Source organism: Citrobacter rodentium NBRC 105723 = DSM 16636 (assembly GCF_021278985.1).
GTDB lineage: Bacteria > Pseudomonadota > Gammaproteobacteria > Enterobacterales > Enterobacteriaceae > Citrobacter_A > Citrobacter_A rodentium.
Genome location: NZ_CP082833.1, coordinates 4021006 through 4034988 on the forward strand (window position 1 = coordinate 4021006; position 13983 = coordinate 4034988).

Consider the following 13983-nt stretch of genomic DNA (forward strand, 5'->3'; position numbering starts at 1 on the left):
ATGGAGCGCTAAATGAATCTTAAAAAACACCTGCTCGGCTGGCTTGCCGCCACGCTGCTGTTGAGCGCGCAAGTCCACGCCGCGCCGATTATCCTCGCCACCAAAGGCTTTACCGAACAGCATATCCTTTCCGCAATGACCGTTTTGTATCTGCAAAAGAAAGGATTTCAGGTACAGCCGCGCACCAACATCGCGGCGGTGATTTCCCGCAATGCCATGGAGAATAACCAGATCGACGTTACCTGGGAATATACCGGCACTTCGCTGATCATTTTCAACCGGATTAATAAGCGGATGAGCGCGCAGGAGTCTTACGACACGGTAAAACGGCTGGATGCGAAAAAAGGACTGGTCTGGCTGAAGCCCGCCGATATGAACAATACCTACGCGTTTGCCATGCAGCGCAAGCGGGCGGAGGCGGAAAATATCACTACCATGTCGCAGATGGTGGCGAAAATTGAGCATATCCGTCAGACCGACCCCGACAACAACTGGCTGCTGGGGCTCGATCTCGAATTCGCCGGGCGCAGCGACGGAATGAAGCCGCTGCAGCAGACCTATCAGATGAACCTTGATCGTCCGCAGATCCGTCAGATGGACCCCGGCCTGGTGTACAACGCCGTGCGTGATGGTTTTGTCGACGCCGGGCTGGTGTACACCACCGACGGACGGGTGAAAGGTTTCGACCTGAAGGTGCTGGAGGATGATAAAGGTTTCTTCCCGAGCTATGCGGTCACGCCAGTGGTGCGCAAACCGATTCTGGATGCCAATCCGGGTCTGGAAGAGGCGCTGAATACCCTTTCCGATCTGTTGAACAATGACGTGATCAGCACCCTCAACGCGAAAGTGGATATTGATCATCAGTCGCCTGAGCAGGTTGCGCGCCAGTTCCTGCAACAGAAAAAGCTGCTGTAAGGAGCCGATATGGACACGATTCATTTTATGATTGATAACGCGGGCTATCTGGCCAGCCTCACCTTTGAACATCTGTGGCTGGTGCTGCTCGCCGTCGGGCTGGCGATTATTATTGGCGTTCCACTCGGGGTACTGATTGTTCGCCATAAATGGCTGGCGACGCCGGTGCTAAGTTTCGCCACACTGATGTTAACCATTCCCTCCATCGCCCTGTTTGGCCTGATGATCCCGCTTTTTTCGCTGATCGGTCAGGGTATTGGCGCGCTGCCGGCGATTACCGCCGTGTTTCTCTACTCCCTGCTTCCGATTGTGCGCAATACCCATACCGCGCTGGACAGCCTGCCGCCGGGCCTGCGTGAGGCCGGACGCGGCATTGGCATGACCTTCTGGCAGCGTCTGCGGTGGGTGGAAATTCCGATGGTGCTGCCGGTGATTTTTGGCGGTATTCGCACGGCAGTGGTCATGAACATCGGCGTAATGGCCATCGCCGCCGTCATCGGCGCCGGCGGCCTGGGATTACTGTTACTTAACGGCATCGGCGGCAGCGACATTCGTATGCTCATCGCCGGGGCGCTACTGATTTGTCTGTTAGCCATTGTACTTGACTGGCTGCTCCACCGCCTGCAGGTCGTACTGACACCGAAGGGGATTCGATAATGATAAAACTGGAAAATCTCAGCAAACACTTTGCGCAGAAAAAGGGCCAGCCGCAGAAAGCCGTGGACAACGTCAACCTCAACGTTCCGGAAGGTGAAATGTGCGTACTGCTGGGGCCGTCGGGCTGCGGTAAAACCACCACCCTGAAAATGATTAACCGTCTGATTACGCCGACCAGCGGTAATATTCTGCTCAACGGGGAAGATACCAGCGGCATGGATACCGTGACGCTGCGCCGCAATATCGGCTATGTGATCCAGCAGATTGGCCTGTTCCCGAATATGACCATTGAAGAGAACATCACCGTGGTGCCGCGGATGCTGGGCTGGGATAAAACGCGCTGTAAGCGCCGCGCCGAGGAGCTGATGGATATGGTGGCGATGGATGCAAAGAAATTTCTTCACCGCTATCCGAAGGAAATGTCCGGCGGCCAGCAGCAGCGCATCGGCGTGATTCGCGCGCTGGCCGCCGATCCGCCGGTACTGCTGATGGACGAACCGTTTGGCGCGGTCGATCCCATCAACCGTGAGGTTATTCAGAACCAGTTTCTGGAAATGCAGCGCGCCCTGAAAAAAACGGTGATGCTGGTGAGCCATGATATTGACGAGGCGCTGAAGCTTGGCGATCGGATTGCCGTCTTCCGCCAGGGACGCATCGTTCAGTGCGCCAGCCCGGATGAACTGCTGGCAAAACCGGCCAACGACTTTGTGGGTTCATTTGTCGGTCAGGATCGGACGCTCAAACGTCTGCTGCTGGTTTCTGCTGGCGATGTCACCGACCAGCAGCCGACGCTCACCGTGCGGCCATCCACTCCGCTGCACGAAGCCTTTGGCATTATGGATGACAACGACATTCGGGCGATCACGGTGGTGGATGCCGACGGGAAGCCGCTGGGATATGTGAAACGCCGCGAAGCGCGCAACGCCTCCGGCAGCTGTGGCGATATTCTGCATCCGTTCCGCATTACCGGCAAAGCGGAAGATAACCTGCGTATCGTGCTGTCGAAACTGTATGAGAGCAACACCAGCTGGATGCCTATCGTCGATGAGGACGGGCGCTATAACGGCGAGATCTCGCAGGATTATATCGCCGATTACCTCAGCTCCGGACGCACCCGCCGGGCGCTGAATATTCACGAGTAATTGTCCCATTGGCTACGCTGGCGTTGTCGGGACGGATGATTTGCGAAATGACCGGGGAGTATCAGCTGCTCCCCGGTTTATTGATTGCCTGCGTGTGACGCCCGTTCTGTCGCGAACGTTACGCCATGATTCGATCTACCGCCAGCACGCTACCCAGCATTGACAGACGGATATACTGTCCCAGCTCGCGCTGCTCGGCGCGCGGCAGGTAAGGCAGTTCGCCAATTAATGGCGCTGGCAGCTTTTTACTCAGCACGTCGATAATTTCCGCGTAATGCGCAAGGCCGGGATTGATCCGGTTCGCCACCCAGCCAATCAGCGGTAAGCCGTCGTTGGCTATCGCCTGAGCGGTCAGCAGCGCATGATTGATGCACCCTTCCTGAATACCGACCACCATCAGCACCGGCAGCTGTTCCTGCACGACCCACTCCGACAGCGGACGCAGATCGTTCATCAGGCTGCGCCAGCCGCCGGTTCCCTCCACCACCACGTGATCGACTTTTTCCGTCAGGCTGGCCAGCCCGTTGGAGATCAGGGTGTAATTGATAGGGCAACTGTGCGCCACGCTGCTTTCGTCTTCGCTTAGCGCGATCGGGTTCACCGCCTCATAGGGCAGCTCGAGGGTCGAGACGCTTTGCAGCACCAGCGCATCTTTGTTGCGCAGCCCGTCAGGCGTCTCTTTACTGCTCTTCGCCACCGGCTTGTACCCCGCGACGCTTTTACCACCTGACGCTAACGCTTGTAGTAATGCGCGGGAAACCACCGTCTTCCCAACGGAAGTATCTGTACCGGTAATAAAGAAACGCTTCAGCATCACTAACTCCACCGTTATGCTTCAAAAATATAAGCCAGGAAAATAATACAGTGCAGAAAGTCTAAGGTATGCTGAAAAGACTCAGTTTGCGTTAGCGCAAATTTTGGTAGAACAGTTAAAAATTGTTAACCTTGTAATAGACGAATCAACAAAGAACCGTTATACATCGCATCTTTTACCAGCGCCGCGCCCGCCATCGTCCCCTGATTGGAAAACTGAGTGCTCTCCACCACCATATTTTGGCTGTAGGCCGGTAGCGCCTGCTGGCGAATACTGTCCGCTATCGCCGGAAACAGTACGTCGGCCGCTTTATTAAGCGGCGAGCCAATCAGGATCTTTTGCGGGTTAAATAAATTAACCATTATTGCCAGAATCCGCCCGACGTGGGTGCCGACGCCGCTGATAATATCTTTCGCCAGCAGGTCGCCCTCTATTGCGGCCTGACACAACGAATCGACGGTCAGCGGCTGCCCGTGAAGCGCTGAACTCATCGACTGCCCCAGCCGCAGCTGCACCAGTTCCAGCACGCTCTCCACGCTGGCAATGGTTTCCAGGCAGCCATGATTGCCGCAGTAGCAGCGCTTGCCGTAGGGATCGACCTGAGTGTGGCCAATCTCCACCAGGCTGCTGCTGCCCGCATGCAGCAGATGTCCGTCGGTAATCACGCCAGCGCCGACGTTATGGTCGATCACCACCTGAATCACATCGCGCGCGCCGCGGGAAGCGCCAAACAGCGCCTCCGCCATCGTCCAGGCGCTGATATCATGCTGAATATAAACCGGCACGCCGGTGTGCTGCTCAAGCGCCTCGCCGAGCGGCATCTCTTTAACATCGTCATAAAACGGCATGCGATGCACAATGCCGTTTTCCGTATCAATAATGCCAGGCAGGGTAATGGCAATGGAGGTCAGCCGTTCAAGCTGCTGCTGATGGCGGATAAAGAATTGATCGACAAGCGTAATAATGCGCGTCAGCAGCGGATTTTCGTCGCTGAGCGGGAGATCCAGACACTCCTCAACCACCAGCTTACTGCTGAGATCGCGCAGGGCGAGGAAGATTTCGCCCCGGCTGATACGAATGGATAAATAGTGCCAGGCTTCGGTTTCAACCACCAGCCCCACTGCGGGGCGTCCGCGGCTGCCTGCCTCTTTAATTTCCAGTTCCTGTACCAGATGCGCTTCAAGCATTTCGCGGACAATTTTCGTGATACTGGCTGGCGCGAGCTGGGCGAGACGAGAAAGATCGATTCGCGATACCGGCCCCAGTTGATCAATCAGGCGATATACCGCGCCCGCATTGGTCTGCTTTATTTGATCGATGTGCCCAGGCTGACTATCAGCAACCACCTCTGACTCCCTTTATTTTCGCGCTCCGAAATAATCTGCGGGCTATGGTGAAGTACTTCAATACGCAACGTCAACTTTTACTTAGCGGTGTGATTAACCGCACATTTTTAGCTGTTATTAAATTAATTTAAGTATTCCTGACAGTTCGAATCAGCTGCTGGAGAAAACGTATCGCCGCCTGGCTTTGTTCATGATGTCCGGACCACACCAGCCACATTTCGGAAACCGCATCCTCCTCCGCAAGCGGCACCCAGCGCATTTCGTGAAGCTGAACTTTATTAAACGACGCCGGCAGGATCGACACCCCCAGACCGGCGGCGACCAGCCCGATAATGGTCATCGCTTCGCCAACTTCCTGGGTAATCACCGGCGACAGATTATAGCGGCGCATCAGGCCAAGAATATCGTCATACAGCCCGGTGCCGACGTGCGGATCAAAAAACACGAAAGGCTCTTTCGCCAGTTCCGCCAGCGTCACCACCGGCTTTTGCGCGAGCGCACAGGCGCTCGGGATCATCGCCATCAGCGGCTCGCGAAGAATCACCTCATGATGCAGGGTATCCGGCAACGGCGTATTGCGCAGCAGCCCGAGATCCAGCGCCCCTTCGCCCAGCGGCGCGAGCTGCTCGCGGGTATTCATCTCACGGGTCTGGAGATGCACGTCAGGGTAGTGCTGACGAAACAATGACAAAGTATCAGAGACGGCGCGGATAAACGGCGCTGAGGAGGTAAAACCGATGCGCAGTTCCCCCGCCTCCCCCTGGTGAAGCCGTTCGGCACGCGCGGCGGCTTCGTTTACCAGTCCCAGGATCTGGCGGCTGTCGGCGAGAAATTGCTTTCCGGCGGCGGTCAGCGCCACGCTGCGATTGGTTCGCGCCAGCAGACGCGCGCCAACCTGTTGCTCAAGCAGCTGAATTTGTTGGCTTAAGGGCGGCTGTGAAATGTTCAGGCGCGCGGCGGCTCGGCCAAAATGCAACTCTTCGGCAACGGCGACAAAGTAACGCAAATGGCGCAACTCGATATTCATATTTATAAAGTATTATTTGAGACCATTAATATATTAGACAGATTAATCGCTTTTTTCTACTCTGATCAACAAGGTTATACCCGTCCCTTAGAATTACGGGGTTGTTGAGCAAGGATTTCCCGTGAGTCGTACAACTACGGTCAGTGACGCAACGGCAAGCGACATTGACGAACAGCAAAGCGTTTCTCAGCCGGTTCAGTTTATCAAACGTGGTACACCAACTTTTATGCGCGTCACCCTGGCGCTCTTTTCGGCAGGACTGGCGACCTTCGCGCTGCTTTACTGCGTGCAGCCGATTCTGCCGGTGCTGTCGCATGAGTTCGGCGTTTCGCCGGCCAGCAGCAGTATTTCACTGTCGATCGCCACCGGGATGCTCGCGATAGGCCTGCTGTTTACCGGCCCGCTGTCGGATGCGATTGGCCGCAAACCGGTAATGGTCACCGCCCTGCTGCTCGCCTCCTGCTGTACGTTACTTTCCACCATGATGACCAGCTGGCACGGCATTCTGATTATGCGCGCGCTGATCGGCCTGTCATTAAGCGGCGTGGCAGCGGTCGGTATGACCTATCTGAGCGAGGAGATCCACCCCAGCTTCGTCGCCTTCTCAATGGGGCTGTACATCAGCGGCAACTCGATAGGCGGCATGAGCGGTCGCCTGATCAGCGGCGTGGCGACCGACTTTTTCAACTGGCGAATCGCGCTGGCCGCTATCGGCTGTTTCGCCCTTGCTTCGGCCTTAATGTTCTGGAAGGTCCTCCCGGAATCACGCCATTTTCGCCCCACATCGCTGCGGCCAAAAACGCTGTTTATTAACTTTCGCCTGCACTGGCGCGATCGCGGTCTGCCGCTGCTGTTCGCAGAGGGCTTTTTGCTGATGGGCTCGTTCGTCACCCTGTTTAACTATATTGGCTATCGGCTGATGCTTTCGCCGTGGGAATTAAGCCAGGCGGTAGTTGGCTTGCTCTCCGTCGCCTACCTGACCGGCACCTGGAGTTCACCGAAAGCGGGCTCCATGACGGTACGTTACGGACGCGGCCCGGTGATGATTGTTTCAACCGGCGTGATGCTGTTCGGGCTGTTAATGACTTTGTTCAGCTCGCTCTGGCTGATTTTCGCCGGAATGCTGCTCTTTTCCGCCGGTTTCTTTGCCGCTCACTCGGTAGCCAGCAGCTGGATTGGCCCACGGGCGCGGCGCGCGAAAGGTCAGGCATCGTCGTTGTATCTGTTCAGCTACTATGTCGGCTCCAGCATCGCCGGGACGCTGGGCGGCGTATTCTGGCATCACTACGGCTGGAATGGCGTCGGCGCATTCATCGCCATTATGCTACTGCTGGCGATCGCGGTCGGCACGCGCCTGCACCATCGTCTGCACGTCTGAGCGACGGCGCGTTGTTTCGCCGGATAGCGGGTTATCGGCGTTGTACATATGGTTACACGCCGATACCAATGACTCACGGAAGCCCCCGATTATCAGCGATATAGTGCTTTCAACGGCCCCGCAGTGGGGTTGAATGAAAAGCCAAATCGAGGGTACGAAAATGAAAAAAGTCTTAGCTCTGGTTGTTGCCGCTGCTATGGGCCTCTCTTCTGCCGCCTTTGCCGCTGAAACGGCGACGAACGCGCCGACAGCCAAAACCACGTCAGCGAAAACCACACATCACAAAAAACATCACAAAGCGGCAAGCCAGAAGGCGCCGGAGCAAAAAGCGCAGGCCGCTAAAAAGCACAGTAAGAAAACCTCCTCGCACAAGTCCGGCAAACCGGCTGCCCAGCCTGCCGCGTAAGTCTCGTTAACACAAGCGCGCCCCCTCGCGCTTCGTCTCTTCGGCGCTGAACGCCTCCGTTCAGCGCCGTCACCCGGAGGATTTCAGCGTGCGTCACTATCGTTTTGAGGTCATCCTTATCTCGCTTATCTGCTGCGCCCTGATCGCCATTGGCCTGTGGTTCGCCTGATGGTATAGCGCTGATTTTACTCTCCCTTTTCTGTCGTTACGTCTATAGTATTTACTGAGGGTTTTCTTTTAATAATCATAATTACCCACCAGAGTGAGATATGCATAAAACCGTTGCGGTAATGTTGGGCGCGTTATGTTTTTCATCTGGCGTTGCGTATGCTGATAAGCCTGATGCAGACAGCGACACCAGTGAAGTCAAAACGCTGTTTTTTGGTCAGGACGATCGCGTGCCGGTCAGCGATCCGACGCTCTCGCCGTGGGATGCCGTCGGCCAGCTGGAAACCGCCAGTGGAAATTTATGCACCGCCACGCTGATCTCTCCCCGTCTGGCGCTGACCGCCGGCCATTGTCTGTTAACGCCGCCTAAAGGTAAGCAGGATAAAGCGGTGGTGCTGCGCTTTGTCTCCCAAAAGGGGCTCTGGCGCTACGAAATACACGGTATTGAAGGACGTGTGGATCCGGGATTAGGCAAACGGCTGAAGGCCGATGGCGATGGCTGGATCGTGCCGCCTGCCGCCGCTGCCTGGGATTTCGGTCTGGTGGTGCTGCGCTATCCGCCTTCCGGCATCACGCCTTTGCCGTTATTCGACGGCGATAAAGAGGCGCTGACTGCGGCGCTGAAGGATGCCGGGCGAAAAGTTACCCAGTCGGGCTATCCGCAGGATCATCTGAATATGCTCTATTCCCATCAGAACTGCATCGTCACGGGATGGGCGCAAAACGCAGTGTTATCGCATCAGTGCGACACCCTGCCCGGCGACAGCGGTTCGCCGCTGATGCTGAAAACGGCGGCTGGCTGGCAGTTGATTGGCGTACAAAGCTCCGCGCCTGCCGCTAAAGATCGCTGGCGGGCAGACAACCGGGCCATTTCGGTGACCGGCTTTCGCGACAAGCTGGAAGCGCTGGCTGAGTCGCGATAAAACAACCTGCGCTGCCCGCAAATGCGGGCAGCAGATCGTCAGGCAAGCTTAATCATTACCATACCGACAATCAGTAACGCCACGCCAACCCACCCTTTATGGTTCAGTCGCTGACCAAATAAAATCCAGCCCGCGGCAAGCGTAGCGGCGATACCAAAGCCTCCCCACAGCGCATAGGCCACCGACAGATCGATGCCTTTTACCGCCTGAGAAAGCGCGCTGAACGCGGCGAGCACCGCGGCCAGCGAAAGGATGCCGTAAATTTTACGTCGAAACCCGTCGGAAAATTTCAGAAAGATGTTGGCGATAATTTCCAGTACGATCGCCACCGCCAGCCATGCGGCGTGAATCCATTCAAACTGTTGCATGGGTTACCCCTTTTACCGGCTGGCGAGACTTGCGGGTGCCGGATTTAATTAAGGCGATGCCCAGTACCAGCGTTGTCAGACCGGCTATTTTCATGGCCGACAGCGCTTCATCAAATAGCAGCACGCTAAACAGCGTAATAAATAAAATACCGATGCCTTCCCACAGCGCATACGCCACGCCGAGTGCGATTTTTTTAACCGCGAATGACAGAAAAATATACGACAGGGCAATCATTACCAGCATCAAAATAAATCCGGTATTGCCACTGCTTATGCTTGCCCATTTCATCGATAGCGTTCCGGTAATTTCAGCCACAATCGCCAGGCCTAATAAAATCCAGTAAAACATAGTGCTTCTCCTGCTTGAGAATATAATCCATGGGACTTGCTGAACTCAGCAAATCAGAAAATAAAATCAGGGTGCTCAGCGCATAGCGCAAGCAAGGCAGAAGAAAGAGACTAAAGCGCGTTGCGCCAGTGTTGCTCACCTGCGGGCAGGAAAGAGGAAGACATGTGTAGGTAAGGCTGGGTAGAAAAAAACATCCTGAACGAATTGTCCATAATATTACAATTATCCGCAGTGTTGCTTCTCGTCATCGCGGATGAAAATTGTCCTCGGTAGTTGAACACATCTGATTTGTACCACAGCATCAGAATTAACTCAAAACCTTTTCATTTCTTTACCAGCGCCTTTTGATTTTTACCAGGACGGCGCGATATAAATCACATTATTATACGCGGCAAGCCTAAAAATACAGGACGTCTTATGGCAAAACCAATCATTACGCTTAACGGTCTTAAGATCGTTATTATGCTGGGAATGCTGGTTATCATTCTTACCGGTATCCGGTTCGCGGCGGATATCATTGTTCCGTTTATTCTGGCGCTGTTTATTGCCGTGGTGCTCAATCCGCTGGTTCAGCGGATGGTAAAACTGCGCGTCCCGCGCGTGCTGGCGATTAGCATCCTGATGGCGATTATCGTTATGGTCATGGTGGTTCTGCTGGCCTACCTCGGCACATCGTTAAACGAACTGGCGCGTACGCTGCCGCAATATCGATCGTCGCTGGTCATTCCGCTTAAGCATATTGAGCCCTGGCTGCTGCGCTCAGGCATCGGCGTGTCGGTTGATGAGCTGGTGAAATATATCGACCCGAATGCGGCCATGACGCTGGTCACCAGCCTGCTGACGCAGCTTTCTAATGCGATGTCGTCCATCTTCCTGCTGCTGCTGACGGTGGTGTTTATGCTGCTGGAAGTGCCGCAGTTGCCCACCAAATTTAAACATCTCATGACCCGTCCGGTGGAAGGCATGGCGGCCATCCAGCGCGCAATCGACAGCGTATCGCACTATCTGGTGCTGAAAACCGCTATCAGCATCGTCACGGGGCTGGTGGTATGGGCAATGCTGGCGGCGCTTGAGGTGCGTTTCGCTTTTGTCTGGGGACTGCTGGCGTTTGCGCTGAATTACATTCCAAATATTGGCTCGGTGCTGGCGGCAATCCCCCCTATCGCGCAGATGCTGGTGTTTGGCGGGCTGTATGACGCGCTGGTGGTGCTGGCGGGTTATCTGGTCATTAATCTGGTGTTCGGCAATATTCTGGAACCGCGGATTATGGGACGCGGCCTGGGGCTGTCGACGCTGGTGGTGTTCCTCTCGTTAATCTTCTGGGGCTGGCTGCTGGGACCGGTCGGTATGCTGCTTTCGGTGCCGCTGACGATTATTGTGAAGATTGCCCTTGAACAAACCGTCGCCGGACAGAGCATCGCCATCCTGCTGGGCGACGTGAACAAAGCGTGATGATAAAAAACGGCCTCCGCAGAGGCCGTCAGTCAACGATCCATAGGCCTGATAAGCATAGCGCCATCAGGCACAACCACCGCTTACAGCGTTTTCAGAATCGCATCCACGCTGGCTTTGGCATCGCCAAACAGCATATGGGTGTTCTCTTTAAAGAACAGCGGGTTCTGGACGCCAGCATAGCCGGTATTCATTGAGCGCTTGAAGACGATAACGTTCTGCGCCTTCCACACTTCCAGCACCGGCATCCCGGCAATCGGGCTGCCCGGATCGTCCTGCGCCGCCGGGTTAACGGTGTCGTTGGCGCCAATTACCAGCACGGTGTCGGTATCGGAGAAATCATCGTTGATCTCATCCATCTCCAGCACAATGTCGTAAGGCACTTTCGCTTCCGCCAGCAGCACGTTCATATGCCCCGGCAGACGTCCGGCGACCGGATGGATGCCAAAACGCACCTTGATGCCGCGCGCGCGCAGCTTCTCGGTGATTTCCGCCACCGGATACTGCGCCTGCGCCACCGCCATTCCGTAGCCCGGGGTGATGATCACCGTATGCGAGTTTTTCAGCATCTCGGCGGTTTCTTCCGCGCTGATCTCACGATGCTCACCGACCTCTTCATCACCGCTGGCGGCGGAACCGTCGGTACCGAAACCACCGGCAATAACGCTGATAAACGAACGGTTCATCGCCTTACACATGATGTAAGAAAGGATCGCACCGGAAGAACCTACCAGCGCGCCGGTGACGATCAGCAGGTCGTTGCTGAGCATAAAGCCCGCCGCCGCCGCCGCCCAACCTGAGTAGGAGTTCAGCATCGACACTACCACCGGCATATCCGCCCCGCCGATAGAGGCCACCAGGTGCCAGCCGAACGCCAGCGCGATGATGGTCATCAGCAGCAGCGCCAGCACCTGCAGGCCCACACTCTCGGTACGCACAAAGACCACCAGCAGCAGGAAAGAGACCACCAGCGCCGCCAGGTTCATCTTGTGACGATTCGGCAGCATCAGCGGCTTAGAGGAAATTTTGCCGCGCAGCTTACCAAATGCCACCACCGAACCGGTAAAGGTAACCGCACCGATAAAGATGCCGAGGAACACTTCCGTCAGGTGAATGTTCACCAGTACCGGATCAAGGCCCGCTTCGTGATACAGATAGCTGTTAAAACCAACCAGCACCGCCGCCAGACCGACAAAGCTGTGCAGGATCGCCACCAGCTCCGGCATTTCGGTCATCTCGACCTTCTTCGCCAGGCGGATACCAATCGCGCCGCCGATGATCATCGCCACCAGAATCCAGGCGACGTTGCCGGTATCCGGGCCAAAAATCGTGGCAAGCAGCGCAATCGCCATCCCGGCGATGCCGAAATTATTCCCCTGCTGGGACGTTTCATGTTTTGAAAGACCCGCCAGGCTGAAAATAAACAGGATCGCGGCAACAATGTATGCAGCTGTAACTAATCCTCCAGACATGTGTTACCCCTTAGTTTTTCCGGAACATTTTCAGCATACGCTGAGTCACGGTGAAGCCACCGAAAATATTAATGCTGGCAATCAGCACCGCGATAAAGCTCAGGAAGCTGACCCAGCCGCCCTGGCCGATCTGCAACAACGCGCCAACCACGATAATCCCTGAAATGGCGTTAGTGACCGACATCAGCGGAGTATGCAGAGCGTGAGAAACGTTCCACACCACGTAGTAACCCACCACGCAGGAGAGCGCGAACACGGTGAAGTGGCCGAGGAACTCTTTCGGCGCCACGTCCGCCAGCCAGCCGAACAGAATAATCGCCAGCGCCATCAGCGCGTATTTACGCCACGGCGACGCCGGTTTTTCAGGCTCTTTTTCCTGCGCCGGGGCGGCTTTAGCCGCAGCCGTCGGCTGAGCGGAAACCTGAATTGGCGGCGCAGGCCAGGTAATTTCACCTTCACGCACCACCGTCACGCCGCGCACCACGACGTCATCAAAATCGACGGTGATGGTGCCGTCTTTCTCTTTGCACAGCAGCTTCAGCAGGTTAACGAGGTTGGTGCCATACAGCTGGGAGGACTGCGTCGGCAGGCGGCCCGGCAGATCGGTATAGCCAATGACTTTGACGCCGTTAGGCGTGGTGGTGACCTGATTCGCTACCGTGTATTCACAGTTACCGCCGTTTTGCGCCGCCAGGTCAACAATCACGCTGCCCGCTTTCATCGAATCGACCATTTCACGGGTGATCAGCTTCGGAGCCGGTTTGCCCGGAATCAGCGCGGTCGTCACGATAATGTCCACTTCCTTCGCCTGGGCGGCGAAGAGTTCCATTTCCGCTTTGATGAACGCTTCAGACATCACTTTGGCATAGCCATCGCCGCTGCCCGCTTCCTCTTTAAAATCCAGCTCGAGGAATTCAGCGCCCATACTCTGAACCTGTTCTTTTACTTCCGGACGGGTATCAAACGCGCGCACGATAGCGCCGAGGCTGTTCGCCGCGCCGATGGCTGCCAGTCCCGCCACGCCCGCGCCAATTACCATCACTTTCGCCGGCGGCACTTTCCCCGCCGCCGTGATTTGCCCGGTAAAGAAGCGGCCAAACTCATGAGCCGCCTCAACAATCGCCCGGTAACCGGCGATGTTGGCCATTGAGCTCAAGGCGTCCAGCGACTGAGCGCGCGAAATACGCGGCACCGAATCCATCGCCATTACCGTGACATTACGCTCGGCGAGTTTCTGCATTAATTCAGGATTCTGCGCGGGCCAGATAAAATTCACCAGCGTCGTGCCCGGATTAAGTAATGAAATTTCGTCGTCCTGCGGAGCGTTGACCTTCAGAATGACGTCTGACTGCCAGACCGCACTGCTGTCGACAATTTCCGCACCCGCATCCACAAAAGCCTTATCGTCAAAACTCGCCAGTCCACCCGCGCCGCTCTCTACCGCGACGGTGAAACCCAGCTTCAGCAGTTGTTCCACCGTTTTCGGCGTCGCTGCGACACGGGTTTCATTGGTAAACCGTTCTCTTGGTATGCCAATTCGCATAATGTTCCCTTCCATCGTTATTT

At 55.8% G+C, this 13983-nt stretch carries 16 protein-coding genes and 1 pseudogene; 9 read left to right on the plus strand and 8 right to left on the minus strand.

Annotation, left to right across the window (positions count from 1 at the left end):
• Nucleotides 1–12: 12 nt before the first annotated feature.
• From osmX to K7R23_RS19095, 4 genes and pseudogenes are all read left to right on the plus strand, one after another.
• Entirely contained in the window at nucleotides 13–915 is a 903-nt protein-coding gene (gene osmX / locus K7R23_RS19080) for an osmoprotectant ABC transporter substrate-binding protein OsmX (protein ID WP_012905737.1), read from the plus strand.
• Nucleotides 916–924: 9 nt separating this feature from the next.
• Nucleotides 925–1572 carry an osmoprotectant ABC transporter permease OsmW gene (osmW, locus tag K7R23_RS19085; RefSeq protein ID WP_012905736.1) on the plus strand — a complete coding sequence of 216 codons (648 nt, stop codon included), beginning with the start codon at nucleotides 925–927 and terminating at the stop codon, nucleotides 1570–1572.
• A complete protein-coding gene (gene osmV / locus K7R23_RS19090) occupies nucleotides 1572–2714 on the plus strand; it encodes an osmoprotectant ABC transporter ATP-binding protein OsmV (RefSeq protein ID WP_012905735.1) in 1143 nt (380 codons plus the stop codon). Before osmW ends, osmV begins: the two co-directional genes overlap by 1 nt.
• A pseudogene (locus tag K7R23_RS19095) lies at nucleotides 2690–2877 on the plus strand (voltage-gated ClC-type chloride channel ClcB); the annotation flags it as partial. The gene osmV and the pseudogene K7R23_RS19095, both read left to right, overlap by 25 nt.
• Here K7R23_RS19095 and bioD read toward each other — a convergent pair.
• The 3 genes from bioD to K7R23_RS19110 form a co-directional block, all read right to left on the minus strand.
• Nucleotides 2833–3528, minus strand: a complete 696-nt coding sequence (gene bioD, locus K7R23_RS19100; protein WP_012905734.1) for a dethiobiotin synthase — start codon at nucleotides 3526–3528, stop codon at nucleotides 2833–2835. The pseudogene K7R23_RS19095 and the gene bioD overlap by 45 nt on opposite strands.
• 125 nt (nucleotides 3529–3653) lie before the next feature.
• Nucleotides 3654–4874 carry a sugar metabolism global transcriptional regulator Mlc gene (mlc, locus tag K7R23_RS19105; protein ID WP_012905733.1) on the minus strand — a complete coding sequence of 407 codons (1221 nt, stop codon included), beginning with the start codon at nucleotides 4872–4874 and terminating at the stop codon, nucleotides 3654–3656.
• Between the two features lie 127 nt (nucleotides 4875–5001).
• On the minus strand, nucleotides 5002–5901 hold the full coding sequence (locus K7R23_RS19110) for a LysR family transcriptional regulator (RefSeq protein ID WP_012905732.1): 900 nt from the start codon (nucleotides 5899–5901) through the stop codon (nucleotides 5002–5004).
• A gap of 121 nt (nucleotides 5902–6022) precedes the next feature.
• Between K7R23_RS19110 and K7R23_RS19115 the strand changes: the two genes are divergently transcribed.
• The 4 genes from K7R23_RS19115 to K7R23_RS19125 all read left to right on the plus strand — a co-directional run bounded on the left by K7R23_RS19115 (nucleotide 6023) and on the right by K7R23_RS19125 (nucleotide 8776).
• Nucleotides 6023–7279 carry an MFS transporter gene (locus K7R23_RS19115; RefSeq protein WP_012905731.1) on the plus strand — a complete coding sequence of 419 codons (1257 nt, stop codon included), beginning with the start codon at nucleotides 6023–6025 and terminating at the stop codon, nucleotides 7277–7279.
• Nucleotides 7280–7439: 160 nt separating this feature from the next.
• Nucleotides 7440–7685, plus strand: coding sequence for an acid resistance repetitive basic protein Asr (gene asr / locus K7R23_RS19120; RefSeq protein WP_024132650.1), 246 nt, complete (start codon nucleotides 7440–7442; stop codon nucleotides 7683–7685).
• A gap of 88 nt (nucleotides 7686–7773) precedes the next feature.
• On the plus strand, nucleotides 7774–7854 hold the full coding sequence (ydgU, locus tag K7R23_RS26060; RefSeq protein ID WP_456151634.1) for a small membrane protein YdgU: 81 nt from the start codon (nucleotides 7774–7776) through the stop codon (nucleotides 7852–7854).
• 100 nt (nucleotides 7855–7954) lie between these two features.
• Entirely contained in the window at nucleotides 7955–8776 is an 822-nt protein-coding gene (locus tag K7R23_RS19125; protein WP_012905729.1) for a trypsin-like serine peptidase, read from the plus strand.
• Nucleotides 8777–8814: 38 nt separating this feature from the next.
• Here K7R23_RS19125 and mdtI read toward each other — a convergent pair whose 3' ends face one another.
• The 3 genes from mdtI to K7R23_RS25995 form a co-directional block, all read right to left on the minus strand.
• Nucleotides 8815–9144, minus strand: coding sequence for a multidrug/spermidine efflux SMR transporter subunit MdtI (mdtI, locus tag K7R23_RS19130; RefSeq protein WP_012905728.1), 330 nt, complete (start codon nucleotides 9142–9144; stop codon nucleotides 8815–8817).
• Nucleotides 9131–9493 carry a multidrug/spermidine efflux SMR transporter subunit MdtJ gene (gene mdtJ / locus K7R23_RS19135; protein WP_012905727.1) on the minus strand — a complete coding sequence of 121 codons (363 nt, stop codon included), beginning with the start codon at nucleotides 9491–9493 and terminating at the stop codon, nucleotides 9131–9133. The genes mdtI and mdtJ overlap by 14 nt, the downstream gene beginning before the upstream one ends.
• 110 nt (nucleotides 9494–9603) lie before the next feature.
• Nucleotides 9604–9774: a protein YdgV gene (locus tag K7R23_RS25995; protein WP_012905726.1), complete on the minus strand. Its 171-nt coding sequence runs from the start codon at nucleotides 9772–9774 to the stop codon at nucleotides 9604–9606.
• A 136-nt stretch (nucleotides 9775–9910) separates the two neighbouring features.
• On the opposite strand from K7R23_RS25995, the gene K7R23_RS19140 reads away from it, so the two are divergent.
• Complete coding sequence (locus K7R23_RS19140) at nucleotides 9911–10945, plus strand: AI-2E family transporter (protein WP_012905725.1); 1035 nt, start codon at nucleotides 9911–9913, stop codon at nucleotides 10943–10945.
• A gap of 83 nt (nucleotides 10946–11028) precedes the next feature.
• Here the strand turns inward: K7R23_RS19140 and pntB are convergent, their stop codons facing one another.
• Entirely contained in the window at nucleotides 11029–12417 is a 1389-nt protein-coding gene (gene pntB / locus K7R23_RS19145; protein WP_012905724.1) for a Re/Si-specific NAD(P)(+) transhydrogenase subunit beta, read from the minus strand.
• A gap of 10 nt (nucleotides 12418–12427) precedes the next feature.
• Nucleotides 12428–13960 (minus strand): Re/Si-specific NAD(P)(+) transhydrogenase subunit alpha, encoded by a 1533-nt coding sequence (gene pntA / locus K7R23_RS19150; protein ID WP_012905723.1) that lies wholly within the window; start codon nucleotides 13958–13960, stop codon nucleotides 12428–12430.
• Nucleotides 13961–13983 lie beyond the last annotated feature (23 nt).